Genomic DNA, 26,830 nt, shown 5'->3' on the forward strand with positions numbered 1-26,830 from the left:
CCGCTGCGGGCTGCCGGTCTCTTCAGACGACGAGTTCGAGTTCCATCCCGGAGCGGTCGCCGGCCGGGTCGGCATCGGCATCGCGGTCGGCGAAACCGAGGCCGATCCCAGCCGACGCCGCCCACGAGAGCAGGTCGTCGATGGATTCGATCGCAGGTCGCTGCTCGAGGAGCGCCCGCGTGAAGAGGCCTTTCGCACGCTTGTTGAAGTGGTTGAGGGCGCGCTTGCGACCGCTCTCGTCTTCGGCGACGACACGCACGAAGTGCGATCCCTCGCGTGAAGTCGCCGGGCCGAGGCCGACGTATCCCTCCGAACGGAGGTCGACGATCACACCGTCGTGAGCCGCGAGCGTCGACGCGATCGGTGCGCGCCACTCGTCGCGCAGGCGACGGCCGGGCAGCCGCGAGTCATGCGACAGGCGATAGGCCGGGATGGGATCGAGCGCACCGACGAGACCGAACAACGCGGAATGCACGAAGACATGCTCACCGGCGTACGCGAGGGCGGAATCGTCGAGCGTCGGCGCGTCGAGCGCGTCGTAGAGCACCCCCGTGTACCGATCGATGGCCGGCATCGTGGGCGAGACTGCGAGTGCCGCATTCCGCGTCACCTCGACCGCCTGACGAGGCCCGAGCTTGAGCGCCCGCATCATCGCGTCAGGATCGCCGGCGAGCTCGGTCACGGCATCGACGAGTGCCGCGCGGATCGGCGTGAACTCGTCGAACGACAACCGTTCGAGCGCGAGCACACCGCCCTCACCGCCGTCGCGCTTGGTCTCGGACGGCGGCAGCAGCAACAGCATCAGGAGACGATGAACGCGAGCGCCGCGTCGACGTTGACCCCCAGGGACTCCACGCTGTCGATCGTGACCCGCGGAAGCTTGGCGCACGGGCCGACCCACGGGGCGTAGCCCTCGAGGCTCTGCTCGACGGCGCGCCACGTCGTCTCCTCGAGATGCGGAAGCCCGCGCTCGCGCTTCTCGAGCCGCTCACGATGCACCCGCTCGTCGGAGCAGACGACCTCGACGACACGCAGACGCGCATCGGTCTCGGCCGCGAGATCGCGCCACTGCAGCCGGGCGGCTTCGCCGGCGTTCACGGCATCGACGATGACCGTGCGCCCCGCGAGCAGCTCTTTGCGAGCGATCTCTTCGGCGACGAGATATGCCGCCAGACCCGTCGGCTGGTCTGCATCGATCCCCGCACGGAGGATCGCCGACTCGATCGGGTCGACCGACACGACCGTGGCGCCGAGGCGGGCGCCGACGATCTCTCCGATCGTCGACTTACCCGCTCCCGGCAACCCGGCCATGACGATGAGTTGGGTGACGCTCAGGTCACCGAACTGACGGTCGATGGGTAGCTCCCCCGGCACCCCGACCCCCTCAGACGAGTGCAGCGCGCGAGGCGACGACCTGCACGACGTTCGACTGCACGGAAAGGAAGCCGTCGGCCGCGTCGGCCGTGAGCTTCTCGCCGCCGGGCAGCGTCACCCGCACTTCGCCCTGGGCGAGGATCGCGAGCAGCGGCTCGTGACCCGGCAGGATGCCGATCTCGCCTTCGACGGTGCGCGCGATCACCATGGCCGCCTCGCCCGACCAGACTTCCTGGTCGGCCGAGACGACGCTCACGTTGAGCGCAGCCATGATCAGCCGTTCTCCTTCTGGATGCGAGCCCAGTTCTCTTCGACGTCGGAGATCGGGCCGACGTTGAAGAACGCCTGCTCGGCCACGTGGTCGAAGTCGCCGCGGGCGATCGCGTCGAACGACTCGATCGTGTCCTTGAGCGGAACCGTCGAGCCCTCGACACCCGTGAACTTCTTCGCCATGTAGGTGTTCTGCGAGAGGAACTGCTGGATGCGGCGCGCGCGGGCCACGGTGATCTTGTCTTCCTCGGAGAGCTCGTCGACACCGAGGATCGCGATGATCTCCTGAAGCTCCTTGTTCTTCTGGAGGATCTGCTTGACCGTCGTCGCGACGCGGTAGTGGTCGGCGCCCAGGTAACGGGGGTCCATGATGCGGCTCGTCGAGGTGAGCGGGTCGATCGCGGGGTACAGACCCTTCGAGGCGATCTCACGCGAAAGCTCGGTGGTCGCGTCGAGGTGGGCGAAGGTCGTCGCGGGCGCCGGGTCGGTGTAGTCGTCGGCGGGGACGTAGATCGCCTGGAGCGACGTGATCGAGTGACCGCGCGTCGAGGTGATGCGCTCCTGGAGGAGACCCATCTCGTCGGCGAGGTTCGGCTGGTAGCCCACGGCGGAGGGCATGCGGCCGAGCAGCGTCGACACCTCGGAACCCGCCTGCGTGAAGCGGAAGATGTTGTCGATGAAGAGCAGCACGTCCTGCTTCTGCACGTCGCGGAAGTACTCGGCCATCGTGAGGGCCGAGAGGGCGACGCGAAGACGCGTCCCCGGCGGCTCGTCCATCTGGCCGAAGACGAGGGCGGTCTTGTCGAAGACGCCCGCCTCTTCCATCTCGTGGATGAGGTCGTTGCCCTCACGGGTGCGCTCGCCGACGCCGGCGAACACCGAGACACCGCCGTGGTCCTGAGCGACGCGCTGGATCATCTCCTGGATGAGGACCGTCTTGCCGACGCCGGCACCGCCGAAGAGGCCGATCTTTCCACCCTGCACGTACGGCGTGAGGAGGTCGATCGACTTGATGCCGGTCTCGAAGAGCTGCGTCTTCGACTCGAGCTGGTCGAATGCCGGGGGCTTGCGGTGGATCGGCCAACGCTCGGTGATCTCGACGGTCTCGCCGGGCTCGCCGTTGAGGACCTCGCCGATGACGTTGAAGACCTTGCCCTTGGTGACGTCGCCGACGGGCACCGAGATGGGTGCGCCGGTGTCGGTGACCTCCTGGCCGCGGACGAGGCCGTCGGTCGGCTTGAGCGCGATCGCACGGACGACGTCGTCGCCGAGGTGCTGCGCGACCTCGAGCGTGAGGACGCTCGTCTCGTCGCCGATCGTGATCTCGGTCTTGAGCGCGTTGTAGATGTCGGGGATCGAGTCGTGCGGGAACTCGATGTCGACGACGGGGCCCGTGACACGGGCGATGCGGCCGACGGTGCCGGCCTTCGACTCGGCGACCGGCGCGGTTGCGGTGTCAGTCATTCTGCTTCTCTTTTCCTGGATTGCTACTTGGCGGACACCAGCGCGTCGGCGCCGCCCACGATCTCGGAGATCTGCTGCGTGATCTCGGCCTGGCGCGCGTTGTTCGCAAGGCGCGTGTAGTCGGTGATGAGCTTGTCGGCGTTGTCGCTCGCCGACTTCATCGCCTTCTGCGTCGCGGCGTGCTTCGCAGCGGCCGACTGCAGCAGTGCGTTGAAGATGCGGCTCTCGATGTACACCGGGAGCAGCCCGTCGAGCACGGTTTCGACGTCGGGCTCGAACTCGTACAGCGGCTGTACGGCCGAGTCGGGCTCTTCGACGCCCTCGACGACCTCGAGCGGCAGCAGGCGCACGACCGAGGGGGTCTGCGTCATCATGCTCACGAAGCGGTTGTAGACGATGTGGATCTCGTCGACGCCGCCGTCGGAGGCATCCCGCAGGAACGCCTCGAGCACCGCGTCGCTGATCTCCTTCGCGAGATCGAACTCGGGGTTCTCGGACGAGCCGACCCACTGCTGCTCGAAGCCGCGGCGACGGAACTGGAAGTACCCGACCGCCTTCCGGCCCACGAGGAAGTAGACGACCTCCTTGCCCTGCGTGCGGAGAAGCTCACTGAGCTCCTCCGCCTCGCGGAGCACCTGCGAGTTGAACGCGCCCGCGAGGCCGCGGTCCGACGTGAGGATCACGACGGCCGCGCGCTCGATCTTCTCGGGCTCGGTGGTCAGCACGTGGTCGACGTTGGAGTACGTCGCAACGGCCGACACGGCACGGGTGATGGCCTGCGAATACGGCGTGGACGCCGCGACGCGAGCCTGCGCCTTCTGGATGCGCGAGGCGGCGATGAGCTCCATCGCCTTCGTGATCTTCTTCGTCGTCTGGGCAGACTTGATCTTCTGCCGGTAGACCCGAAGTTGCGCTCCCATGTCTCTCCTGTATCCCTAGCGTCCGAGGACTCGCCTGACCGCCTTAGCGGCGGCCCTTGACGATCTGCTCCTGGTTGACGTCCTCTTCGGCGATGGCTTCGAACTCTTCGCGGCCGACCGACGCGAGGGGCTTGCCCTCACCGGTCTGGAACTCGAGCTTGAAGGCGTCGACACCCGACTCGAGCTTCGCGACGGTCGCGTCGTCGAGCACGTTCGTGTCACGGAGGACCGTGAGCACGTCGGTGTTGCGGCCGAGGTAGTCGAGGAACTCGCGCTCGAAGCGCAGGATGTCTTCGACCGGGACCTCGTCGAGCTTGCCGTTCGTGCCGGCCCAGATCGAGACGACCTGCTCCTCGACGGGGTACGGCGAGTACTGCGGCTGCTTGAGGAGCTCGGTGAGGCGGGCGCCGCGCGCGAGCTGACGACGGCTCGCTGCGTCGAGGTCGGATGCGAACATCGCGAACGCCTCGAGCGAGCGGTACTGGGCGAGCTCGAGCTTCAGCGTGCCCGAGACCTTCTTGATCGACTTGACCTGTGCGTCGCCGCCGACTCGCGAGACCGAGATGCCGACGTCGACAGCGGGGCGCTGGTTGGCGTTGAACAGGTCGGACTGGAGGAAGATCTGGCCGTCGGTGATCGAGATCACGTTGGTCGGGATGTACGCCGAGACGTCGTTGGCCTTGGTCTCGATGATGGGCAGACCCGTCATCGAGCCCGCGCCGAGCTCGTCGGACAGCTTCGCGCAGCGCTCGAGGAGCCGCGAGTGCAGGTAGAAGACGTCGCCGGGGTACGCCTCGCGTCCCGGCGGACGACGGAGGAGGAGCGACACGGCACGGTAGGCCTCGGCCTGCTTCGACAGGTCGTCGAAGATGATGAGGACGTGCTTCGAGTCGTACATCCAGTGCTGGCCGATGGCCGAGCCGGTGTACGGCGCGAGGTACTTGAAGCCGGCCGGGTCGGACGCGGGAGCGGCGACGATCGTCGTGTACTCCATGGCGCCGGCGTCTTCGAGCGCGCCCTTGACGGAGGCGATCGTCGAGCCCTTCTGGCCGATGGCGACGTAGATGCAGCGCACCTGCTTGTTCGGGTCGCCCGACTCCCAGTTGGCCTTCTGGTTGATGATCGTGTCGATCGCGATGGCCGTCTTGCCGGTCTGGCGGTCGCCGATGATGAGCTGGCGCTGGCCGCGGCCGACGGGGATCATGGCGTCGATCGCCTTGATGCCGGTCTGGAGCGGCTCGTGCACCGACTTGCGCTGCATGACGCCGGGCGCCTGCAGCTCGAGGGCACGACGGCCTTCGATGCCGGTGATCTCGCCGAGACCGTCGATCGGGTTGCCGAGCGGGTCGACGACACGGCCGAGGTAGCCCTCGCCGACGGGAACCGAGAGGACCTCGCCCGTGCGGGTCACCTCCATGCCCTCTTCGATGCCGGTGAACTCGCCGAGCACGACGACGCCGATCTCGTCCTCGTCGAGGTTGAGCGCGAGGCCGAGCGTGCCATCCGCGAAGCGGACGAGCTCGTTCGCCATGACCGAGGGCAGGCCCTCGACGTGGGCGATGCCGTCGGCCGCGTCGGAGACGTATCCGACCTCGGTCTTCTGGGCCGCGCCGGGCTCGTACGCCGCGGCGAACTCCGAGAGAGCCGAACGGATCTCGTCGGGGCTGATGGAGAGTTCTGCCATTGCCATTTCCTATTCCTGTGGGCCAGGCCCTGTGTTCCTGTACTGGCCTGTACAGCTACGGTCTGTCGCGGCGCAGCACGCCGGTCGTGTTCAGCCGGCGTCAGCCGGCGAGCTTCTGCCTCAAGTCGCTGAGGCGGCTGGCGACGCTGCCGTCGATGACGTCATCGCCGATCTGCACGCGGACCCCGCCGAGGACGGCGGGATCGACGACGGTGTCGAACCGGATGCGACGACCCGCGCGCACCGAAAGGGTGCGCTCGAGTCGGGCCAGCTGGTCGGACGTGAGCGGGACGGCCGAGGTGACCTTCGCGACGTCGAAGCCGCGCTGGTCGGCCACGACCGCGGCGGCGCCGCGGAGCATCTCGCCGATGCGGCGGCCGCGAGGCTGCTGCACGAGGTGACGCAGGATCACGACGGTCGCAGGCGAGGCCTTGCCGTCGAGGAGGCGGTCGACGAGCTTCGTCTTCGCCTCGGCCGAGCCGAGCTTCGACCCGAGCGCGAGCTCGAGCTCTGCGTCGCTCGCGACCGTGCGCTCGAACGCGAACAGCTCCGCGTCGAGTTCGACGTCGCCGGCGGAGATCGCGGCAGCCCGGAATCCGAGCTCCTCGAGTCCGGCCAGGAAGTCGTCGCCGCTCGACCAGCGCTGCGATGCCGCGCTCACGAGCAACCCGGCGGCGCCCGCCGACACGCGACCGCCGAACACCCGCTCGACGAGCGCGCGCTTCTGCGAGCCGTCGGCCTCGGTGTCGGTGAGGGCCGTCCGCAGGTGCGGCGTGGCCCCGATCACGCGGGCCGCGGCGAGGAGGTCGCCCGCGGTCGCGAGTTCGGCCGCGCCGGACGTCGCGAGTGCGGCGCGTGAGCCCGCGAGGGCCTCTCTCGTTGCGCTACCCATCGGCTACTTCGTCCCTCCGGCCGCGGCCTGCGAGGCCTCGAGGTCGGCGAGGAAGCGGTCGACCACGGCCTTGGCCTTCGCGTCGTCGGTGAGCGACTCGCCCACGACGCCCGACGCGAGATCGACCGCGATGCCGCCGACCTCGGAGCGGAGCGACACGAGCGCCGACTGGCGCTCCGCGTCGATCTGCGCCTGGGCGCTTGCGGTGACGCGGGCGGCTTCGGACGTGGCCGTCTCTTTCGCCTCGGCGACGATCTTCTTGCCGTCTTCGCGGGCGGTCTCGCGGATGCGACCGGCTTCGGTGCGCGCATCGGCCAGCTGGGCGGTGTACTCCTCGAGTGCCGCCTCGGCCTTGCGCTGCGCCTCGTCGGCCTTCGCGATGTTGCCCTCGATCGCCTCGGCACGCTCGTCGAGCAGCTTCTGGACGCGCGGGAGCACGTAGATCCAGAAGAAGACGAGCAGCACGACGAAGATGACCGATGACCAGACGAGGTCGTAGACCTCGGGAAGGAGCGGGTTCGGTGCCGCTTCTTCTCCCTCGGCCGCGGCCGTCAGCAGTGCGTGAAGCACAGTGCCTCCTTGAGTCGGGGGTGTGAAGAGGCTCAGAAGCCGAAGATGAAGCCGGTGGCGATGCCGATGAAGGCGAGCGCTTCGGTGAAGGCGATACCGATCCACATGAGGACCTGGAGGCGGCCGGCCAGCTCAGGCTGACGGGCGACGCCCTCGATCGTCTTGCCGACGACGATGCCCACGCCGATGGCGGGGCCGATGGCGGCGAGGCCGTAGCCGACCGTCGCGATCGATCCGCTGATTTCCGCGAGAACGGTGGTTGCGTCCACGTTGTTACCTTTCCTTGAATGGTCTCCGGGCGGGGCGCCCGAGGCTGTGTTGAGGTCTGATCAGTGTTCTTCGGCCACGGCGAGCTGGATGTAGACAGCCGTCAGGAGGGCGAAGACGTAGGCCTGCAGCACCGCGACGAGGATCTCGAGCAGGGTGAAGGCGAAACCGAATGCGAAGCTGCCCACCGAGAGGAGGGAGTACCAGCCGCCGGCGGTGAAGAGGAAGAACGAGGTCGCCGAGAAGAACAGCACGAGCAGCAGGTGCCCGACGACCATGTTCATGAGGAGTCGGAGGGTCAGCGTGACCGGCCGGATGACGAAGGTCGAGATGAACTCGATCGGCGTGACGATGAAGTACACGGGCCACGGGACGCCCGCAGGGAAGAGCGCGTTCTTGAAGAAGTTCTTCGGGCTCTTCTTGATGCCGGCGTAGATGAAGGTCACGTACGAGACGACCGCGAGGACGAGGGGCACGCCGACGACGCTCGTGCCGGCGATGTTCAGACCCGGGATGATGCCCGTGAAGTTCATGAACAGCACCATGAAGAAGATCGTGGTGAGGATCGGCAGGAAGCGCTTGGCGTCTTTCTTGCCGAGGAGGTCTTCGCCGATGTTCACGCGAACGAGGTCGAGCCCCATCTCGACGAGGCTCTGGAAGCGGCCGGGAACGACGCGCATGCGTCGCGTGCCGAGCCAGAAGACCAGGATGAGTGCGATGACCGCGACGAAGCGGACGAGCATGATCCGGTTGATCTCGAACGGGGTGTCCTCGAAGAGGAGAGCCTGGGGGAAGAACTCCAGGATCGACGGCCCGTGGAATTCACCTTCATCGGTGGCGGTCGGAACCAGCAGGTTCACAGCGGTAGCTAGCAGCGCTATCTCCTGTTTCGGGGCGTGGAGCTCGGCTCTCGCGACGACGAACATCGGACGGGTTTCGCACACGCGTGAGCGACGGGAAACCGTGGGGGATCACGAGTACTCTAGCAAGACTTCTACGCAGGGACGAATTCATGTGGACACCCATCCGATTCGCCCCGATCCGGGCCCGGATCCCGCGCGGGGACGGGCTTCGAGCGGGCCTCCGCGGAGGCCCCGCAGGCCCGATCAGTCGTCGGTCGGAACCTTCGGCAGCACCACGTCGCTCGCGTACGGGAGGCGGGACCGAGCGACGACGAGGACGTCGACGGCGAGGGACGCGAGCACGCCCGCGACGAGGCTCAGGAAGAGCACCGTGCCGTTCAGCCACGGAGCGTTCCGCAGGAGCACCACGAGCACGATGAAGACGACGAGCTTCAGCAGCCATCCGCCGAGCACGACCCCGAAGAACACCCCGACGAACAGGTCGCTGCCCGAGAAGCGGTTCGCGAACAGGATGCTCGCGGCCGTGATGCCCATGAACACCACGGCGATGAGCGCGCCGACCACACCGCTCCAGAGCCCGTCGGTGCCCGCGAAGAGGTAGCCGAGTCCGCCGGCGAGCACGAGGATGATCGCCGCGAGGACGCCTCCCCACGCGAGGGCGCGCTTGAGGACGGGGTTCGAGGTGGGGGTGCGGTTCGCACCGCTTGCGTCGGTCATCCGGCTCCGTTCGTGAGTCGGCACGATTCTACCGAGGCGCGCCTGTGAGCCTCTGCGCGGCCGAATGCTCAGGCGAGTTCGTCGCCGTTCGAGGCGACGCCCACGGGCGCCTCCTCGGCGGCCACGGTCTGCCGCTTCCTGCGGCCGAGGGGCGCGAGGGTCATCCCCGCGCACACGACGAACCCGATGCCGATGAACCAGAACGCCCACATCGCCGACATCGAGAAGTAGACGGGCAGCACGTACGTGAGGAGGCATCCGATCGCGACGACGGCCGTCCACGCGTAGAAGATGAGCACGGCGTGCAGGTGCGAGTGCCCCATGTCGAGGAGCCGGTGGTGGAGGTGCTTGCGGTCGGCCGAGAACGGCGACTTGCCGGCGCGCAGGCGCCGCGTGACGGCGAGCGCGAAGTCGAGCAGCGGGATGACGAGCACCGCGAACGGCAGGATGATCGGGATGAACGCCGCGAAGAGGTCTTCGAGGCCGGCGCCGCGGGGGTTGATCTGACCCGTCACAGCGATCGCCGACGTCGCCATGAGCAGGCCCACGAGGAGCGCCCCGGCGTCGCCCATGAAGAGCTTCGCGGGGTGCCAGTTGAGCGGCAGGAAGCCCGCGAGCGCGCCGACCAGGATGATCGCGATGAGCGACGCGAGGTTGAAGTAGTTGAACGGCGAGGTCTGCTGCACGAGCAGGTACGTGTAGATGAAGAACACGCCGTTGGCGATGAGCGTCACTCCCCCGACGAGCCCGTCGAGGCCGTCGATGAAGTTCACGGCGTTCATCACGAGCACGATCGTGAAGATCGTGATGACGGCGAACAGCCACGACGACCCGACCGAGATGCCGCCGATCGGCAGCGACACGATCGAGACGCCCTGCCACGCGATGAGCCCGGCCGCGATGAACTGCCCCGCGAGCTTCGTCATCCAGTCGAGGTCCCACAGGTCGTCGGCGACGCCGATGAGCACGATGAGGAGGGCCGCGCCGAGGATCGAGAGCACCTGGAGGGGGTTCTCGAAGATGATCGCGACGTTCGAGAACCTCGTCGACCCGAGGTTCGAGACGATCCACGCCGCGCCGAAGGCCACGAGGATGCCGACGAACATCGCGATCCCGCCGAGCCGTGGCGTGGGCCTCGTGTGCACGTCGCGCTCGCGGATCTTCGGGTAGAGCCGGTACTTGAGGCTGAGCTTCCAGACCGCCCACGATCCGACGAACGAGACGAGCGCCGCGAGCAGTGCGAGCGCGAGGAACAGGGTCATGAGGCGGCGGCCTCGCCCGGTTCGGTCGCGGATGCCTCGGATTCCTCGGATGCCTCGACGGCGACGGATGCCTCGGATGCCGACCCCGGAGCATCCGCCTCGAATGCGTCTGCGCCCGCGACGGCCGCGAGCGCCTCGCGCGAGAGCACGCCTTCACGCACGATCCGCAGGCGTTCGCCCGTGGCATCCACGATCGTCGACGGGAGGTCGCTCGAGGAGCCCGATTCGCCGCCGTCGAGGTAGACCGCGACCGAGTCGCCGAGCATGTCGGCGGCGGCGCGGGCGTCGGTCGCGGCGGGCTGCCCCGACAGGTTCGCCGACGACACCGCGAGCGGGCCGGTCTCGGAGAGGAGCTCGAGCGCGATGCGGTGGTCGGGCATGCGGAGCGCGACCGTGCCGCGCGTCTCGCCGAGGTCCCACTGCAGCGACGGCTGCGCGCGGAGGATGATCGTGAGCCCGCCCGGCCAGAACGCCTCGGCGAGCGCTCGCGCCGCCGCGGGGATGTCGGTCGCGAGCGCGTCGAGGGTCGGGAGACCCGGGATGAGCACGGGCGGCGGCGCCGTGCGCCCGCGACCCTTCGCGTCGAGGAGTCGCTGCACGGCGGCGGGGCTGAACGCGTCGGCCGCGACGCCGTAGACCGTGTCGGTCGGGAGCACGACGAGTTCGCCGCGCCCGATGGCGCCGCGAGCGAGCCGCATGCCCGTGAGGAGTTCGGAGTCGACCGAGCAGTCGTAGATGGCAGTCATGACTGGTCGATCCTATGCCCCGCGGCTTGGGATACTCGGGGCATGGCGGCTCCGCTGTTCCTCTTCGACTTCGACCAGACGCTCTACGCGTACGACTTCCGCCGACGGCTCCCTGCGCTCGCGCGCCTGACCGGCGCGACGCAGTACCACCTCGCGAGCACGTGGTGGGCGGGCGGCTACGAGGCGGCCGCCGAGGGCGGCGAGTTCGAGACGACCGAGGAGTACCTCGCGGCGTTCGCCGAGGTGACCGGTGCGGCGCTCACCCGAGAGCAGTGGATCGAGGCGCGGCGCGAGGCGATGTCGCCCATCCCGGGCGCGATCCGGGCGCTCGAATCGGCCGCGACGCTCGGCGCGGTGTCGCTCCTGTCGAACAACCCCATCGTCTTCCGCGACTGCCTGCCCGATCTCGCACCCGACGTGGCGGCGATCCTCGGCCCGAACGACCTCGTCTCGGCCGTGCTCGGCGCGCGGAAGCCCGAGCGGCGCATCTACACGCGCGCGCTCGGCAGTTTCGGCGTCGCGTCCGCGCACGCGATGCTCGTCGACGACTCGGCCGCGAACATCGCGGGAGCGGTCGAGGCCGGGCTCGCGGGCTTCCTGTTCGATCGCGACGACGCCGCGCGCGGGCCCGTGGCGCTCGACGCGGAGATCAGGGCGTTCGCCGCGCGGGTCGCGGGCGAGTAGCGATCGAGGCGCAGCACGAGACGGATGCCCCGTCGGGACATCCGTCTCGTCCGTCGCCGACGCTCAGCGGCGGCCCGCCTTGCGCCGGAACAGCCACGCGCCCCACCACGCCGAGAACGCGACGATGAGCGTGCACCATCCGAGCGCCCACCACACCGAGCCGCCCATCGGGTACCCCATGAGGAGGCTTCGGATCGTCTCGATGACGGGCGTCACGGGTTGATTCGCGGCGAACCAGCGCAGCCACTCGGGGAGCGTCTCGAGCGGCACGAACGCGCTCGAGAGGTAGGGAAGGAACAGCAGGATGAACCCGTAGCCGCTCGCCGCCTCGGGGCTGCCCGCCGCGAGACCGATCGCCGCGAACAGGTAGGTGATCGCGAAGATGTAGAGGGCGATGACCCCGACCGCCGCGATCCATTCGGCGACGCCGGCGGACGGGCGGAAGCCCACGAGGAGCGCGACCCCCACGACGATGCCCGTCGCGAGGAGATTGCGCACGAGACTCGAGACGACGTGGCCCGTGAGCACGGCGCCCGCGTGCAGCGGCATCGTGCGGAATCGGTCGATGATGCCCGTCGACAGGTCGCGCGCGACGTAGGTCGCCGTCGACGACGCCCCGAATCCCGCGCACAGCAGGATGATGCCCGGCACGACGTAGTTCACGTAGTCGCCCGACGGATCGATCGCGCCGCCGAACACGAACGTGAACAGCAGCATGAGCATGACGGGCAGGAGGATCGCCATGAGCAGGGTCTCGCCGTCGCGGAGCGAGTGCAGGAAGCTGCGGCGGATGAAGACCGACTCGGCCGTGAACGGCCCGAGCTGCGGGCGGGCGGCGGGGGTCGCGGCGGTCATGCCGGCACCTCCGTCGCGGTGAGGTGGAGGAACACGTCGTCGAGGCTCGGGCGGCGGATGGTCACGTGCACGCCCGGGAGGGCGGATGCCTCGAGCCGGTCGAGCTCGTCGATCGCGGCTCGGAGTCCGTGGACGCTGCCGTCGGTCGGGAGCTCGGCGAGGAGCCCGTCGGAGGCCTCGCGGAGCTCGACGACCTCGCCGCCGACGCGCGCCTTGAGCTCGGCCGCTGTGCCCTCGGCGACGATGCGGCCGCCGTCGAGCACGGCGATGCGGTCGGCGAGCCGGTCGGCTTCCTCGAGGTACTGGGTGGTGAGGAAGACGGTCGTGCCGGCTGCGGCGATGTCGCCGATGACGTTCCACAGTTCGAGTCGACTGTGCGGGTCGAGGCCCGTCGTCGGCTCGTCGAGGAAGAGCACGGGCGCCGGGACGACGAGGCTGAGCGCGAGGTCGAGACGTCGGCGCATGCCGCCGGAGTACGTCGAGACACGGCGGCCCGAGGCATCCGTCAGATCGAAGCGCTCGAGGAGCTCTGCCGCTCGTTGCGCGGCGGCGCGGCCGCGCAGCCCCGAGAGGCGCGCGAGCATGACGAGGTTCTCCCGCCCCGTGAGCGCTTCGTCGACGGCCGCCGACTGGCCCGTGAGGCTGATGCGCGCGCGGACGCCGTCGGGGTCGCGCACGACGTCGCAGCCGGCGACGGACGCGGTGCCCCCGTCGGGATGGACGAGGGTCGTGAGGATGTTGATGGTCGTGGTCTTGCCCGAGCCGTTCGGCCCGAGGAGGGCGAAGACCTCGCCTTGCTCGACGGCCAGGTCGACGCCGCCCAGGACGGTCGCCGTGCCGAAGCGCTTGCCGAGGCCGCGCGCGTCGATCGCGAGGGTCATGATGCGCCTTTCCCGTGATGGTCGTGGTCTGGATTGTGTAGGACGTAAACTGTATATGGCATCCACATACTGTTTACATAATACACAGTCTTAGAATGGATGGAAGCCGAGAGGAGCACGATGACCGTCGAGCCGCCCGCCGTCCCCGCCGCACCTGAACCCGAACTCCCCCGGGGCGTGGCCCTCGCGTGGGGCGTCGCCGCCAACCCGCAACGCGGGCCGAAGCGCGAGCTCAGCATCGAACGGATCGTCGAAGCCGCCGTCGAGATCGCCGACGCCGAAGGCCTCGGAGCCGTCTCGATGGCGCGCGTCGCCCAATCGCTCGGCTACACGACGATGTCGCTCTACCGCTACGTCTCGGCGAAAGACGACCTTCTGACCCTCATGCAGGAGATCGGCACGGGCCTCCCGCCCGAACCCTCCCCCGACCTCGCCGCGGGCGACTGGCGCGGGCGCCTCCGCGAACTCTCACGCGCACAGGTCGAGCACTACCTCGCACACCCGTGGCTCCTCGACATCCCCATCGAGGGCACGCCCGTCACGCCCAACAACCTCGCCTGGATGGACGCGATGCTCGACGCGCTCGCAGACGTTCCCGTCGACGAGTTCGAACGCGTCGCGATCATGCTCCTCTTCACGGGGCAGATGCGCTGGCGCGGCACGATCGAACGCGCCTACGCCGACGCCGCGAGCGCCGCGGGCGTCGACCCTCAGGCGATCGACGACGCGCGCGACGCCCTGCTCGACACCCTCGTCACTGCCCAGGAGTTCCCCGCCGTGCGACGAGCGATCGACGCGGGCGTCTTCCGCGACGAGACCGGCGACCCCCTCGAATTCGGCTTCGAACGGCTCCTCGACGGCGTCGCAGGCTACGTCGCCGAACGCGCCGCGGGTGCGCCGCGGGACATCCCGGCGCCCGCCGACCCCGTCGAGGCAGAGGCCGCGGGCGACAAGAAGGTGCGCGAAGCGCAGAAGGCCGTCCGCGAGGCCGAGAAACGCCTCCGCGACGCGCGCAAGCTCGCGCGCGATGCGACGCGGGAGGCCACGAGGCGCATTCGCGATTCGCGGCGGTGAGGTCGAGACATCCGGATGTCCCGCGCCCGCGTCAGCGAACGGCGGTCGTCGCCCGGTCGCGCCGCGTGAGGTCCTCGTGGTGCATGATCCCGCGCCAGCCGTCGGCCGACAGGATCGCCGCGATCTCGGTCGACTGATGCTCGGCGTGCTCGATCACGAGCGCGCCGCCCGGTCGCAGCAGCTCCCGCGCCCGCACCGACAGCACGCGCACGACATCGAGGCCGTCGAGCCCGCCGTAAAGCGCCGCCTCGGGATCGTGCAACCGCACCTCGGGATCGCGCGGCGGCATCGTGAGCGGCACGTACGGCGGATTCGACACGACGACCGCGACCCGGCCCTCGAGCTCGACCAGTGCATCGGCGAGGTCGCCGAACACGAGCGTCAGATTCTCGGCGCCCGACTCGTCGACGTTGCGGCGGGTCCACGGGAAGGCCGCAGGCGAGTTCTCGACCGCCCACACTCGCGCGTGCGGCACCTCGGTCGCGAGCGAGATCGCGATCGCGCCGCTGCCCGACCCCAGGTCGACCCCGATCGGCTCGGGCTCGGCGGCCGCGCGGAGCGCGTCGATCGCGAGCTGGGCGACCTGCTCGGTCTCGGGCCGCGGCACGAAGACCCCCGGCCCCACCGCGAGCTCGAGCGAGCGGAACGGCGCGCGCCCCGTGAGGTGCTGGAGCGGCTCACGCGCGGCGCGCCGCTCGACGAGACCCTCGAACACCGAGGCATCCGCAGCCTCGAGCGCACCGCCGATCACCATGCGCGCCTGCAGCGCACCGCGCGACAGGCCGAGCACGTGGCCGAGCAGGAGTTCCGCGTCTATCTCCGCGTCGCCGACGCCCGCGCGCGCGAGCCGGGACGCCGCGGCATCCCGCGCCTCGCGCAAGGTGGGGGCAGGGACATCCGCGCTCGAACTCACGCAATGGAATGTAACGCACCCTCCCGGGCATCCCCCGCCAGCCCTAGGCTGAGCGCGCACCCGCATGCTTCGAGCCCGAGGAGGAGCCCAGAATGGGCCAGGTCTACGACAACATCACCCAGGTCTTCGGACGCACGCCGCTCGTGCGTCTCAACCGCATCACCGACGGCGCCGAAGCCACCGTGCTCGCGAAGCTCGAGTTCTACAACCCGACCGCGAGCGTCAAGGACCGCCTCGGCGTCGGCATCGTCGACGCGGCCGAGGCCTCGGGCGCGCTCGCCCCCGGCGGCACGATCGTCGAGGGCACGAGCGGCAACACGGGCATCGCACTCGCCGCGATCGGCGCCGCGCGCGGCTACAAGGTCATCCTCGCGATGCCCGAGACGATGTCGGCCGAGCGCAAGGCGCTCCTCAAGGCGTACGGCGCCGAGCTCGTGCTCACGCCCGGTGCCGAGGGCATGAAGGGCGCCGTCGCGAAGGCCGAGCAGATCGCAGCCGAGACCCCCGGCGCGATCCTCGCCCGCCAGTTCGAGAACGAGGCGAACGTCGCCATCCACCGGAAGACCACGGCCGAAGAGGTCTGGGCCGACACCGACGGCGGCGTCGACATCTTCGTCTCCGGCATCGGCACAGGCGGCACCCTCACGGGCACCGGCCAGGTGCTCAAGGAGCGCAAGCCCGAGGTGAAGATCGTCGGCGTCGAGCCCGCCGAGTCGCCGATCCTCAACGGCGGCCAGCCCGGCCCGCACAAGATCCAAGGCATCGGCGCGAACTTCGTGCCCGCGATCCTCGACCGCGATGTCTACGACGAAATCATCGACGTCAACATCGACCAGGCCGTCGCCACCGCGCGCCGCCTCGGCCAGGAAGAGGGCATCCTCGGAGGCATCTCGTCGGGTGCCACCGTGTACGCTGCCCTCGAACTCGCCAAGCGACCCGAGAACGCCGGCAAGACCATCGTCGTGATCGTCGCGAGCTACGGCGAGCGCTACCTCTCGACCGTGCTCTACGAAGGCATCGTCTGATCGTCGACATGATCGACGCCGCAGGTCGGCGCTCGCTTTCCGTCCGGAATTCTCTGGTTGACTGAGCGGGTGCCGATCCTCAAGACGCTGAAGGAAGACCTCGCGACCGCCCGTGCGCACGACCCCGCCGCACGGAGCGATCTCGAGGTCTTCCTCGCGTATTCGGGCCTGCACGCGATCTGGACCTACCGACTCACACACAAGCTGTGGGTCGCGGGGTGGCGTCTGCCCGCGCGCCTCATCTCTCAGCTCACCCGGTTCTTCACGGGCATCGAGATCCACCCCGGGGCCACGATCGGCCGACGGTTCTTCATCGACCACGGCATGGGCGTCGTGATCGGCGAGACCGCGATCGTCGGCGACGACGTCATGCTGTACCACGGCGTCACCCTCGGCGGAAAGGCGCCTCGCAACACTCCCCCGGGCACCAAGCGGCACCCCACCCTCGACGACGGCGTGACCGTCGGCGCGGGCGCGAAGATCCTCGGCGACATCGTCGTCGGCGCGTGGAGCGCCGTCGGCGCCAACGCCGTCGTCACGAAGTCGGCCCCTGCGCACTCGCTCGTCGTCGGCGTGCCCGCGACCGTCAAGCCGCTCTCGTCGTCGACGGCCGATGCCGCGCGAGGCATCCACGACTGGCACTGGATGATCTGACCGCGGCGCGCGCCGTGGCTGCTTTGCGCCACCTGCCGCCCGCATTGCGCCACCTGCCGCCCGCTTTGCGCCACCTGCCGCCCGCATTGCGCCACCTGCCGCCCGCTTTGCGCCACGTACACGCGATCGCGCCCGTTGAGCGGGCGCAGGCGCGCGTACGTGGCGCAGCGCGTGTGAAACGCTAGGTGCGCCGGCGCGCACCCGACGTCGGCAGGCCTGCCGCGAGCAGGATGTCTCGGAGGCCGGGACCGCGCCACGCGTCATCCCAGCCCCACCTCCCGCACCGCCACCCCGTCACGGTGCGCACTTCGTCTTCACGTCGCTTCTCCTCGACCAGCACCGCCGTCGACGCGTACTTGCCCGTTCCGTCCGCCTCACCCCAGATCCCGAAAGCAGGCCACGCGAAGTCGAGGTGCGCGGTCGTGCCGAGCCTCGGGAGCGCCACCGGGAACTGGAGCACGGGCGCCGGAAAGCCGTACTCCTCGAATCGCCACCTGCTGATCGTCTCGAGCGGGGTCTCGGCCGAGGTCGTCGCCCGACGCATCACTGCCGCGACCTTCCTGCTGCCGGGGAAGGGGAGGCGCTCGGCGCAGCGGGCTTCGAGTTCTGGGAACGTCGTCAGCGGCTCCCGTTCTCCGAACCGCGGCACCCACAGCGCGGCATCGAACATGGCGAGCGCAGTCGGCAGCGGCACACGCCGGGCGACCTCGACGAGGGTGTCGGCGACCGAAGTGAGCCTGACGCCCGCTCGCACCTCGATGCGCTCGTTTCCGCGTCGCGCGAGTTCGATGACGCCATTGCGACGACGCCCCGATCGGTTCGGTGAGAGGAGCACGATCTCGTCGGGGACCGGACCGACGAACGGGAGACCGTGGAAGATCGCCGCCGTCTCGCCGGCGAACACCGCGGACTGACGTTGACGCGCCGCCGCCAACGCACGAAGCCGATGCTGTTCGGCCGGCCGAACGCCCGCGAATCGAGTTGCCTCGATGTAGACGCCCCGACGGAGACGGAGAATCGAGCCGTCGGCACTCCGACGGTCGAGCGCGGCACGGTTCCCGAGGTCGTGGGCGTGGGCGAACTCGATGAGTCCGTTCGCATCGACGGGAAGTTGGGCGAGATCCATCGAACCACCGTGCCAGCGGCGCTCCCGAGGGGCCGGAGGCGGCGACAGGATGGTGCAGGATGGCGCGCCGGACGTCCCTGTGCAGGAGATGTCGGAAATCCCGGCGGGCGGACCCGTGGGTCAGGTCTGCGCCGCGTGTGTCAAGGTGCGCCCGTTCAACGGGCGCAGCGCCGCTCGACTGGCGCAGAGGATGCCGGAAGTGGCGCGGACGCGCGGGTAAGCGCAGGCGCAGTCGGCGCGTCAGGCGTCGTCGCCCGCGAGCTGCGCCTCTTCGTCGGCACGGATCGCGGAATCGATGATGGGGTCGAGGGCGCCGTTCATGACGGCGTCGAGGTTGTACGCCTTGTAGCCCGTGCGGTGGTCGGCGATGCGGTTCTCGGGGAAGTTGTACGTGCGGATGCGCTCAGAGCGATCCATCGAGCGGATCTGCGACTTTCGGGCGTCGGATGCCACGGCCGCGAGCTCTTCCTGCTGACGCGCGAGCAGGCGGGCCCGGAGCACGCGCATGCCGGCCTCGCGGTTCTGCAGCTGCGACTTCTCGTTCTGCATCGAGACGACGATGCCCGTCGGCAGGTGGGTGATGCGCACCGCGGAGTCGGTCGTGTTGACCGACTGCCCGCCGGGACCCGACGACCGGTAGACGTCGATCTTGAGGTCGTTCTGGTTGATCTCGAGCTCTTCGGGCTCGTCGACCTCGGGGAAGACGAGCACGCCCGTGGTCGACGTGTGGATGCGACCCTGCGTCTCGGTCACGGGCACGCGCTGCACACGGTGCACGCCGCCCTCGTACTTCAAGTGCGCCCAGACGCCCTGCGACGGGTCGGTCGCGTTCGACTTGATCGCGACCTGTACGTTCTTGTAGCCGCCGAGGTCGGACTCGTCGCGCTCGAGGAGCTCGGTCTTCCACCCCTTCGACTGCGCGTACTGGATGTACATGCGCAGGAGGTCGGCCGCGAAGAGGGCGCTCTCCGCGCCCCCTTCGCCGCCCTTGATCTCCATGATGACGTCGCGGCCGTCGTCGGGGTCGCGCGGGATCAGGAGTCGCCGGAGCTTCTCCTGGGCCTCGGCGAGCGCCTCCTCGAGCGCGGGCACCTCTTCGGCGAACGCGTCGTCTTCCTTCGCGAGCTCACGCGCCGCGTCGAGGTCGTCTTGGGCCTGCACCCACGCCGTGTGCGCGGCGACGATCTTGGACAGCTCGGCGTAGCGCCGGTTGACCTTCTTCGCGCGTGCGGGGTCGGCGTGGAGCGCCGGGTCGGCGAGCTCCTGCTGGAGCTCCCCGTGCTCGGCGATCAGGGCGTGGACGGTCTCGAACACGAGTCAGCGCTGCTTACGGTCGACGGTTCAGCGGTGGTCGGACTCGTGGCCGTGGCCCCCGTGTCCGTTGCCGACGGGAGCCGACTTCTGCATGAGCAGGAGGAACTCGGTGTTCGACTGCGTCTCGCGGAGTCGCCCGAGAACGGCCTCGAGGGCCTGCTGCGGTTCGAGGCCCGCGAGGGCACGGCGCAGCTTCCACGTGATCTTGACCTCGTCGGGCGAGAGCAGCATCTCTTCGCGGCGCGTGGACGACGCGTTGACGTCGACCGCCGGGAAGATGCGCTTGTCGGCGAGCTGGCGGGAGAGGCGCAGTTCGCTGTTGCCGGTGCCCTTGAACTCCTCGAAGATCACCTCGTCCATCTTCGAGCCGGTCTCGACGAGCGCCGTCGCGAGGATCGTGAGCGATCCGCCGTTCTCGATGTTGCGCGCAGCGCCGAAGAAGCGCTTGGGCGGGTAGAGCGCCGACGCGTCGACACCACCCGAGAGGATGCGGCCCGACGCCGGGGCTGCGAGGTTGTACGCGCGGCCGAGGCGGGTGATCGAGTCGAGGAGCACGACGACGTCGTGGCCGAGCTCGACGAGGCGCTTCGCGCGCTCGATGGCGAGCTCGGCAACCGTCGTGTGGTCTTCGGCGGGACGGTCGAAGGTCGAGGCGATGACCTCGCCCTTGACGGTGCGCTCCATGTCGGTGACCTCTTCGGGGCGCTCGTCGACGAGCACGACCATGAGGTGGACCTCGGGGTTGTTGATCGCGATGGCGTTCGCGATCTGCTGGAGCACGATCGTCTTGCCGGCCTTGGGCGGGGCGACGATGAGGCCGCGCTGGCCCTTGCCGACGGGGGCGACGAGGTCGATGATGCGCTGCGTGAGCTTCGTCGGCTCGGTCTCGAGGCGCAGGCGCTCCTGCGGGTAGAGCGGCGTGAGCTTCTGGAAGTCGACGCGCGCGGCCGCCTCTTCGGGGGTCTGGCCGTTGATCGAGTCGACCTTGACGAGCGCGTTGTACTTCTGACGGCTGTTCTGGTCGCCCTCGCGGGTCTGCTTGATGGCGCCGACGACGGCGTCGCCCTTGCGCAGGTGGTACTTCTTCACCTGGCCGAGCGAGACGTAGACGTCGCTCGGTCCGGGCAGGTAGCCCGTCGTGCGCACGAACGCGTAGTTGTCGAGGACGTCGAGGATGCCCGCGATGGGGATGAGCACGTCGTCGTCGAGGATCTCGGGCTCGAGGTCGTCGCCCTGACTCTGGCCGCGGCGCTTGCGGTCGCGGTAGCGATTGCGACGGCCGCCTTCGCCGTCGAGCTGCTCCTGGGCCTGCGGCTGGCGGCCGTTCTGCTGACGCTGGCCGACCTCGGTCTCGCCGCCTTCGGCGGGCTTGCGGGGCTCGTTCTGCTGACCCTGGCCGTTGCGGCCGTTCTGGCGGGGCTGGCCGCCCTCTTCGACGGGCTTGTCGCCGCGCTCGGCGCTCTGGTCGCCGCCGCGGCCGCCGCGACGGCGGTTGCGGTTGCGGCTCTGGCGAGGCTGGTCGGCGGCCTGGTCGCCCTGGGCTTCGGAGCCCTCGGCGCCGTCGGCCTGCTCGGCTGCGTCGCCCGAGCGGGCTGCGCCGCCGGTCGCAGCCGCGAGTTCCTCGCGGACGGCCGCACGGGCCGCCTCACGGGCAGCGTCGTCGCCGTCGACGGCGGGCACGAGCGAGACGCCGCTGCCGCCGCCGTTGACGTGGAGCGCTGCGGCCGTCGCGGTCGTCGCGCGGCGCGGCTGGCGGCCGCGGCGCGGCTGTTCGGCAGCAGCCGGCTCGGCGGGCGCGTCGGCTGCGGGAGCGCCGGCGGCGTCGGGGGCGGATGCCTCGGGCTCGCCGTCGGCGGCAGGCACGTCGGCCGGGACATCCGCGGATGTCTCGGGCTCGGCGTCTGCGGTCGCCTCGACGGGAGCCTCGACGGCGGGCGCCTCGGCGCCCTCGCCGGCGGCAACGGCCTGCGCCTGGGTGATGAGTTCGACGAGTTCGCCCTTGCGTCGCTTGGACGCGCCGACGATGCCGAGCGAGGCGGCGAGCTCGGCGAGCTCGGCCACCTTGAGGCCCGTGAGGTCGGTGCGGGGCGTGTCGAGCTGTTCGGGTGTGGTGGTCACTGGGATGTGGTCCTTTCCCCCGGCTGCAGGGGATACCTGCCGGGAGACCTGGTCGCCGCACGGAATGGGGCATCACGCACGAGGGCGCGAACCCACGCGCGGCGAGAGCAATGAAACTGCTTGGGAATCACACGATGCGACTGGAGACGCGAACGATGCGTTCAGCCGGGTGCCATTGCATCCTATCACCGCTCGCCGCGCCGAAACGCACCGCGACGCGCCAGCGGACTCGCGCCGGAGCGGCTCAGCCCTCGGCCGGCTGCACCGTCGCGCCGAGGAAGTCGACCGCGAGCGGGAGCGCCTGCCACGTGCCTTCGGCGACCTGCTCAGCGAGACGGATGGCCTCGACGCGCTCGCTCGGGTCGCTCGCGAGAACGAGCACCGACGGGCCGGCGCCCGACACGACGGCCGGGTGGCCCGCGGCGCGGAGCGCCTTGATGAGCCGGTCGGTCTCGGGCATCGCCTCGGCCCGGTACGTCTGGTGCAGTTTGTCTTCGGTCGCCTGCAGGAGCAGTTCGGGGCTCTGGATGAGCGCCGCGATGAGCAGCGCCGACCGCGACACGTTGAACACGGCGTCTTCATGCGGCACCTGGGCCGGCTGGAGCGACCGGGCGAGCGCCGTCGACATCTCGTGCTCGGGCACGAGCACGAGCGGCGACACGCCGCGGTGCACGATGAGCTTCTTGTGCCGCGGACCCTCGGGCGTGACCCACGCGATCGTCAGACCGCCGAAGAGCGCGGGTGCGACGTTGTCGGGGTGCCCCTCGAGCTCGGTCGCGAGTTCGAGGAGGTCGTCGGCCGTGAACTCCTCGACACCGTCGAGGAGTCCCTTGGCGGCCATGATGCCCGCGACGATCGCCGCACCCGACGAGCCGAGGCCGCGCCCGTGCGGGATCGTGTTGCGCGCCACGAGGCGGATCGGCGGCAGTTCGTAGCCGCGGCTCGCGAAGACGTGGGCGATCGTGCGCACGACGAGGTGCGAGGCATCCAGAGGCACTTCGCCCTCGCCGACGCCGTGCACCTCGACCTCGAGACCCGGCGCATCGAGCACCGACACGTCGAGGTCGTCGTACCGCGCGAGCGCGAGTCCGAGCGTGTCGAAGCCCGGGCCGAGGTTCGCGCTCGTCGCCGGCACTTTCACGTGGACGGCGCGGCCCGAGAGGTCGGGCGACGGGCGGAGGCCCGCAGGCGCCTCGGAGGAGGGCGCGCTCACGACACGAGCCCGAGGACCGAGGCGACCTCGGAGACCTCGGCCGGCACCACCGTGGGAGCGAACTCGGCGCCCGTCGCGGGGTCGCGGAGCGCCCACTGCGGGTCTTTCAGGCCGTGACCCGTGACCGTGAGCACGACGCGTGCGCCCTTCGGGATCACGCCGGCCTCGGCGCGCTCGAGGAGACCGGCGACCGAGATCGCCGACGCGGGCTCGACGAAGATGCCGACCTCGGCCGAGAGGATGCGCTGCGCCTCGAGGATCTTCGGGTCTTCGATCGCGCCGAAGTAACCGTCGGTCTCGTCGCGCGCGGCGAGTGCGAGCTCCCACGAGGCGGGGTTGCCGATGCGGATCGCGCTCGCGACCGTCTCGGGGTTCTTCACCGGCTCGCCGCGCACGATGGGCGCCGAGCCGGCGGCCTGGAAGCCGAACATGCGGGGCAGGCGCGTGGCGTTGCCGGCCGCGATGTCTTCGCGGTAGCCGCGCGTGTACGCGGTGTAGTTGCCGGCATTGCCGACGGGGATGAAGTGGAAGTCGGGCGCGTCGCCGAGAACCTCGACGACCTCGAACGCCGCCGTCTTCTGGCCCTCGATGCGGTCGTTGTTGACCGAGTTGACGAGGTGCACGGGGTAGTTCGCGGCGAGGTCGCGCGCGATGTCGAGGCAGTCGTCGAAGTTGCCCTGCACCTGGATGAGACGGCCGTTGTGCGCGATCGCCTGGCTGAGCTTGCCCATCGCGATCTTGCCCTCGGGCACGAGGACGGCCGCCTGAATGCCCGCGTGCGTCGCGTACGCCGCGGCCGACGCCGACGTGTTGCCCGTCGACGCGCAGATGACGACCTTCGCGCCGGCCTCGACGGCCTTCGTGACGGCCATCGTCATGCCGCGGTCCTTGAAGGAGCCCGTGGGGTTCATGCCCTCGAACTTGACCCAGACGTCGGCGCCCGTGCGGCGCGAGAGCGCCGGGGCGGGCAGGAGCGGCGTGCCGCCTTCGCCGAGGGTGACGATCGGCGTCGCGTCGGTGACGTCGAGCCGGTCGGCGTACTCGCGGATGACGCCGCGCCACTGGCGCGAAGTGGGCTTCGGGGTGGGCTGGTTCACTTACGATCCTTCGACTCGGAGCACGGATGCGACGGAAGCGACGACGGGGTGGGCGGCGAGGGCTGCGACGGTGTCTGCGAGCGCCTGCTCGCGTGCTTCGTGGGTGCCGATGACCAGCGTAGCCCGGCCGGATCCTTCGTCGACGGTCTGTTGAAGCTGCTCCACCGACACGCCGTGTTCGGAGAAGAGCTTTGCGATCTTGGCGAGCACACCGGGCTCGTCTTCGACTTCGAGGGTGATCGCGTAGCGGGTCGTGATCGAGCCGATGGGCAGCACGGCGACGTCGGCGTGCGTCGACTCGCTCGTGCCGGGACCGCCGACGACGTGCCGCCGCGCGATCGCGACGAGGTCGCCGAGCACCGCCGACGCGGTCTGCACGCCCCCGGCGCCGGCGCCGTAGAACATCAGGGGGCCGGCCGCAGCAGCCTCGACGAAGACGGCGTTGTTGGCGCCGCGCACCGCCGCGAGCGGGTGCGTGCGGGGCACCAGGGCGGGGTAGACGCGCACCGACACACCCTCGTCGCCCGTGTCGGGGTCGGCGAGCCGCTCGCAGATCGCGAGGAGCTTCACGACATAGCCCGCGCGCTGCGCCGATGCGATCTGCTCGGCGGTCACGCCCGTGATGCCTTCGCGGTGCACGGCTTCGACGGGCACGCTCGTGTGGAACGCGAGGCTCGCGAGGATCGTCGCCTTCTGCGCGGCGTCGTAGCCGCCGATGTCGGCGGTCGGGTCGGCCTCGGCGTAGCCGAGCTCGGTGGCCGTCGCGAGGGCGTCTTCGAGGGATGCGCCGGTGGAGTCCATGCGGTCGAGGATGAAGTTCGTCGTGCCGTTGACGATGCCGAGGATGCGGTCGACGCGGTCGCCCGCGAGGCTCTCGCGGAGCGGGCGGATGATCGGGATGGCTCCGCCGACGGCGGCCTCGTACGAGAGCTGCGCCCCGACCTGCTCGGCGGCGGCGAAGAGCTCGGGGCCGTGCGCAGCGAGGAGCGCCTTGTTGCCGGTCACGACGTCGGCTCCGGACGCGATCGCCTGCAGCACGAGCGTGCGGGCCGGCTCGAGTCCGCCCATGAGCTCGACGACGACGTCGGCGCCGAGGATGAGCGTTTCGGCGTCGGTCGTGAAGAGCTCGCGCGGCAGATCGGCGTCGCGCTTCGCATCGACGTCGCGAACGGCGATGCCGACGAGTTCGAGCTTCGCGCCGATGCGCGCCGCGAGTTCGTCGGCATGCTCGAGGAGGAGCCGCGCGACCTGCGACCCGACCGAGCCCGCGCCCAGCAGGGCGACGCGGATGGAACGGTATTCGATCATTCGGCGGCCCCTTCGGCTGCTGCGGTGGCGGCGTCGGCGATCGCCGAGATGGCGGATGCCTCGATGCCCGCGTCGCGGGCGAGCAGGTCGGCCTCGGTCTCGCCGCGGACGATGACGCGCGCGACCCCGTCGCGGACGGCGACGACCGCCGGGCGCGGCACGTGGTTGTAGTTGTTCGACAGCGACCAGCAGTAGGCGCCCGTCGCCGCGACCGCGAGGAGGTCGCCGGGAGCGACGTCTTCGGGCAGGTGCTCGCGGTCGACGACGATGTCGCCCGCCTCGCAGTGCTTGCCGACGACGCGAACGAGCGACCCCGGGGCATCCGACAACCGCGACGCGACGCGGGCCGTGTACTGCGCGCCGTAGAGCGCCGTGCGCGCGTTGTCGCTCATGCCGCCGTCGACGCTCACGTAGCGGCGCACGCCGCCCTCGATCGGGACGGGCTTGACGGTACCGACCGTGTAGAGGGTGATACCGGCGGGACCGACGATCGTGCGGCCGGGCTCGAACGCGAGCTTCGGCACGGGCACGCCGTTCGCTGCGCTCGCGCGCACGACGGCGTCGACGATGCCCTGTGCGACCTGTTCGATGGGCTGGGGGTCGTCGGCCTCGGTGTAGGCGATGCCGAAGCCGCCGCCGAGGTTCAGCTCGGGCACGGGCGCGACCGCCGAGAGCGCCGCATGGGCGGCGAGGAGCCGCTCGGCCGATTCTCCGAAGCCCGCGGCGTCGAAGATCTGGGAACCGATATGGCAGTGGAGCCCGACGAACTCGAGCGACGCGTGCGAGCGGATGCGCTCGCCGAGCTCTGCGGCGCGCTCGAGCGGCACGCCGAACTTCTGGTCTTCGTGGGCGGTTGCGAGGAAGTCATGGGTCGACGCGTGCACGCCGCTGTTGACGCGCAGTCGCACGCGCTGCACGCGCCCGTGACGGGCGGCGACCGCGGCGACCCGCTCGACCTCGATCTCGCTGTCGATGACGATCGTGCCGACGCCCGCGAGCACCGCACGCTCGATCTCGACGACCGACTTGTTGTTGCCGTGGAAGCCGAGGCGCCCTGCGTCGGCGCCAGCGGCGAGCGCGGTCGCGAGCTCTCCCCCGCTGCACACGTCGACCGCGAGGCCCTCGCCCGTCACCCAGCGAACGATCTCGGCCGAGAGGAACGCCTTGCCCGCGTAGTAGACGGTCGCCGACGTGCCCGCGGCCTCGGCCGCGCGCTCGAACGCGAGACGGGTGCGGGCGGCGCGGTCGCGCACCACCCGCTCGTCGACCACGTAGAGCGGAGTGCCATACTGCGCGGCGAGCGAGACGGCGTCGATGCCGCCCACGACGAGCCGGCCGTCGGCGTCGCGCGCGGCGCCCTCGGGCCACACGGCGCGGGCGAGCGCGTTGACGTCAGCCGGCGCTTCGGCCGGCGCGGCGAAGGGGGTGGATGCCACGGGGAAACCTCACGGAGACGGATGCCGGGCCGGTCGCTTCGAACGGCGAGCGAACCCGGATCGGTCCCTGAAGCCTCTGCGACCCGCCTGGCGGCGGGACGGG

At 70.1% G+C, this 26,830-nt stretch carries 27 protein-coding genes; 4 read left to right on the plus strand and 23 right to left on the minus strand.

What is annotated here, in order from left to right; genetic code table 11:
• Nucleotides 1-22: 22 nt before the first annotated feature.
• The 13 genes from ET445_RS15145 to ET445_RS15205 form a co-directional block, all read right to left on the minus strand.
• Nucleotides 23-802 carry a YaaA family protein gene (locus ET445_RS15145; RefSeq protein WP_129192006.1) on the minus strand — a complete coding sequence of 260 codons (780 nt, stop codon included), beginning with the start codon at nt 800-802 and terminating at the stop codon, nt 23-25.
• Nucleotides 802-1,374 carry a P-loop nucleotide/nucleoside kinase family protein gene (locus ET445_RS15150; RefSeq protein ID WP_243695230.1) on the minus strand — a complete coding sequence of 191 codons (573 nt, stop codon included), beginning with the start codon at nt 1,372-1,374 and terminating at the stop codon, nt 802-804. The genes ET445_RS15145 and ET445_RS15150 overlap by 1 nt, the downstream gene beginning before the upstream one ends.
• A 10-nt stretch (nt 1,375-1,384) precedes the next feature.
• Nucleotides 1,385-1,645, minus strand: a complete 261-nt coding sequence (locus ET445_RS15155; protein WP_129192007.1) for a F0F1 ATP synthase subunit epsilon — start codon at nt 1,643-1,645, stop codon at nt 1,385-1,387.
• Nucleotides 1,646-1,647: 2 nt separating this feature from the next.
• Nucleotides 1,648-3,108, minus strand: a complete 1,461-nt coding sequence (gene atpD, locus ET445_RS15160) for a F0F1 ATP synthase subunit beta (protein WP_129192008.1) — start codon at nt 3,106-3,108, stop codon at nt 1,648-1,650.
• Nucleotides 3,109-3,131: 23 nt separating this feature from the next.
• Entirely contained in the window at nt 3,132-4,028 is an 897-nt protein-coding gene (locus ET445_RS15165) for a F0F1 ATP synthase subunit gamma (protein WP_129192009.1), read from the minus strand.
• 43 nt (nt 4,029-4,071) lie between these two features.
• On the minus strand, nt 4,072-5,712 hold the full coding sequence (atpA, locus tag ET445_RS15170) for a F0F1 ATP synthase subunit alpha (protein WP_129192010.1): 1,641 nt from the start codon (nt 5,710-5,712) through the stop codon (nt 4,072-4,074).
• A gap of 100 nt (nt 5,713-5,812) precedes the next feature.
• Nucleotides 5,813-6,604: a F0F1 ATP synthase subunit delta gene (locus tag ET445_RS15175; protein ID WP_129192011.1), complete on the minus strand. Its 792-nt coding sequence runs from the start codon at nt 6,602-6,604 to the stop codon at nt 5,813-5,815.
• 3 nt (nt 6,605-6,607) lie between these two features.
• Nucleotides 6,608-7,174 (minus strand): F0F1 ATP synthase subunit B, encoded by a 567-nt coding sequence (locus ET445_RS15180; protein WP_129192012.1) that lies wholly within the window; start codon nt 7,172-7,174, stop codon nt 6,608-6,610.
• A 32-nt stretch (nt 7,175-7,206) separates the two neighbouring features.
• Entirely contained in the window at nt 7,207-7,443 is a 237-nt protein-coding gene (gene atpE / locus ET445_RS15185) for an ATP synthase F0 subunit C (protein ID WP_129192013.1), read from the minus strand.
• Between the two features lie 60 nt (nt 7,444-7,503).
• A complete protein-coding gene (gene atpB / locus ET445_RS15190; RefSeq protein ID WP_129192014.1) occupies nt 7,504-8,301 on the minus strand; it encodes a F0F1 ATP synthase subunit A in 798 nt (265 codons plus the stop codon).
• A 246-nt stretch (nt 8,302-8,547) separates the two neighbouring features.
• Nucleotides 8,548-9,021: a Cg1360 family ATP-synthase-associated protein gene (locus ET445_RS15195; protein ID WP_129192015.1), complete on the minus strand. Its 474-nt coding sequence runs from the start codon at nt 9,019-9,021 to the stop codon at nt 8,548-8,550.
• A 68-nt stretch (nt 9,022-9,089) separates the two neighbouring features.
• Nucleotides 9,090-10,283, minus strand: coding sequence for an MraY family glycosyltransferase (locus tag ET445_RS15200; RefSeq protein WP_129192016.1), 1,194 nt, complete (start codon nt 10,281-10,283; stop codon nt 9,090-9,092).
• Nucleotides 10,280-11,029 (minus strand): L-threonylcarbamoyladenylate synthase, encoded by a 750-nt coding sequence (locus ET445_RS15205; RefSeq protein WP_129192017.1) that lies wholly within the window; start codon nt 11,027-11,029, stop codon nt 10,280-10,282. Before ET445_RS15205 ends, ET445_RS15200 begins: the two co-directional genes overlap by 4 nt.
• Before the next feature lie 42 nt (nt 11,030-11,071).
• Between ET445_RS15205 and ET445_RS15210 the strand changes: the two genes are divergently transcribed.
• Nucleotides 11,072-11,713 carry an HAD-IA family hydrolase gene (locus ET445_RS15210; RefSeq protein ID WP_129192018.1) on the plus strand — a complete coding sequence of 214 codons (642 nt, stop codon included), beginning with the start codon at nt 11,072-11,074 and terminating at the stop codon, nt 11,711-11,713.
• Between the two features lie 63 nt (nt 11,714-11,776).
• Here the strand turns inward: ET445_RS15210 and ET445_RS15215 are convergent, their stop codons facing one another.
• Entirely contained in the window at nt 11,777-12,568 is a 792-nt protein-coding gene (locus ET445_RS15215; RefSeq protein WP_129192019.1) for an ABC transporter permease, read from the minus strand.
• Nucleotides 12,565-13,449: an ATP-binding cassette domain-containing protein gene (locus ET445_RS15220; protein ID WP_208008453.1), complete on the minus strand. Its 885-nt coding sequence runs from the start codon at nt 13,447-13,449 to the stop codon at nt 12,565-12,567. Before ET445_RS15220 ends, ET445_RS15215 begins: the two co-directional genes overlap by 4 nt.
• A gap of 120 nt (nt 13,450-13,569) precedes the next feature.
• Here ET445_RS15220 and ET445_RS15225 point away from each other — a divergent pair, with 120 nt between their 5' ends.
• The gene (locus ET445_RS15225) at nt 13,570-14,523 is read left to right on the plus strand and encodes a TetR/AcrR family transcriptional regulator (protein ID WP_129192020.1); all 954 of its coding nucleotides are present in this window, start codon (nt 13,570-13,572) and stop codon (nt 14,521-14,523) included.
• 31 nt (nt 14,524-14,554) lie between these two features.
• Here ET445_RS15225 and prmC read toward each other — a convergent pair whose 3' ends face one another.
• A complete protein-coding gene (prmC, locus tag ET445_RS15230) occupies nt 14,555-15,436 on the minus strand; it encodes a peptide chain release factor N(5)-glutamine methyltransferase (protein ID WP_424922856.1) in 882 nt (293 codons plus the stop codon).
• A gap of 92 nt (nt 15,437-15,528) precedes the next feature.
• Between prmC and cysK the strand changes: the two genes are divergently transcribed.
• Together cysK and epsC are read left to right on the plus strand one after the other, a co-directional pair.
• Entirely contained in the window at nt 15,529-16,461 is a 933-nt protein-coding gene (gene cysK, locus ET445_RS15235) for a cysteine synthase A (protein WP_129192022.1), read from the plus strand.
• A gap of 69 nt (nt 16,462-16,530) precedes the next feature.
• Complete coding sequence (epsC, locus tag ET445_RS15240) at nt 16,531-17,115, plus strand: serine O-acetyltransferase EpsC (protein ID WP_129192023.1); 585 nt, start codon at nt 16,531-16,533, stop codon at nt 17,113-17,115.
• A 181-nt stretch (nt 17,116-17,296) separates the two neighbouring features.
• Here the strand turns inward: epsC and ET445_RS15245 are convergent, their stop codons facing one another.
• The 7 genes from ET445_RS15245 to lysA all read right to left on the minus strand — a co-directional run bounded on the left by ET445_RS15245 (nt 17,297) and on the right by lysA (nt 26,727).
• Nucleotides 17,297-18,241, minus strand: a complete 945-nt coding sequence (locus ET445_RS15245) for a hypothetical protein (RefSeq protein ID WP_129192024.1) — start codon at nt 18,239-18,241, stop codon at nt 17,297-17,299.
• A 240-nt stretch (nt 18,242-18,481) separates the two neighbouring features.
• Nucleotides 18,482-19,555 carry a peptide chain release factor 1 gene (gene prfA, locus ET445_RS15250; RefSeq protein WP_129192025.1) on the minus strand — a complete coding sequence of 358 codons (1,074 nt, stop codon included), beginning with the start codon at nt 19,553-19,555 and terminating at the stop codon, nt 18,482-18,484.
• Nucleotides 19,556-19,582: 27 nt separating this feature from the next.
• On the minus strand, nt 19,583-21,673 hold the full coding sequence (gene rho, locus ET445_RS15255; RefSeq protein ID WP_129192026.1) for a transcription termination factor Rho: 2,091 nt from the start codon (nt 21,671-21,673) through the stop codon (nt 19,583-19,585).
• 244 nt (nt 21,674-21,917) lie between these two features.
• A complete protein-coding gene (gene thrB / locus ET445_RS15260; RefSeq protein WP_129192027.1) occupies nt 21,918-22,886 on the minus strand; it encodes a homoserine kinase in 969 nt (322 codons plus the stop codon).
• Entirely contained in the window at nt 22,883-23,983 is a 1,101-nt protein-coding gene (thrC, locus tag ET445_RS15265) for a threonine synthase (protein WP_129192028.1), read from the minus strand. Before thrC ends, thrB begins: the two co-directional genes overlap by 4 nt.
• Nucleotides 23,984-25,291 carry a homoserine dehydrogenase gene (locus tag ET445_RS15270; protein WP_129192029.1) on the minus strand — a complete coding sequence of 436 codons (1,308 nt, stop codon included), beginning with the start codon at nt 25,289-25,291 and terminating at the stop codon, nt 23,984-23,986.
• A complete protein-coding gene (lysA, locus tag ET445_RS15275) occupies nt 25,288-26,727 on the minus strand; it encodes a diaminopimelate decarboxylase (RefSeq protein WP_129192030.1) in 1,440 nt (479 codons plus the stop codon). The genes ET445_RS15270 and lysA overlap by 4 nt, the downstream gene beginning before the upstream one ends.
• Nucleotides 26,728-26,830 lie beyond the last annotated feature (103 nt).

It is taken from the genome of Agromyces protaetiae, assembly GCF_004135405.1.
GTDB classification, from domain to species: Bacteria; Actinomycetota; Actinomycetes; order Actinomycetales; family Microbacteriaceae; genus Agromyces; species Agromyces protaetiae.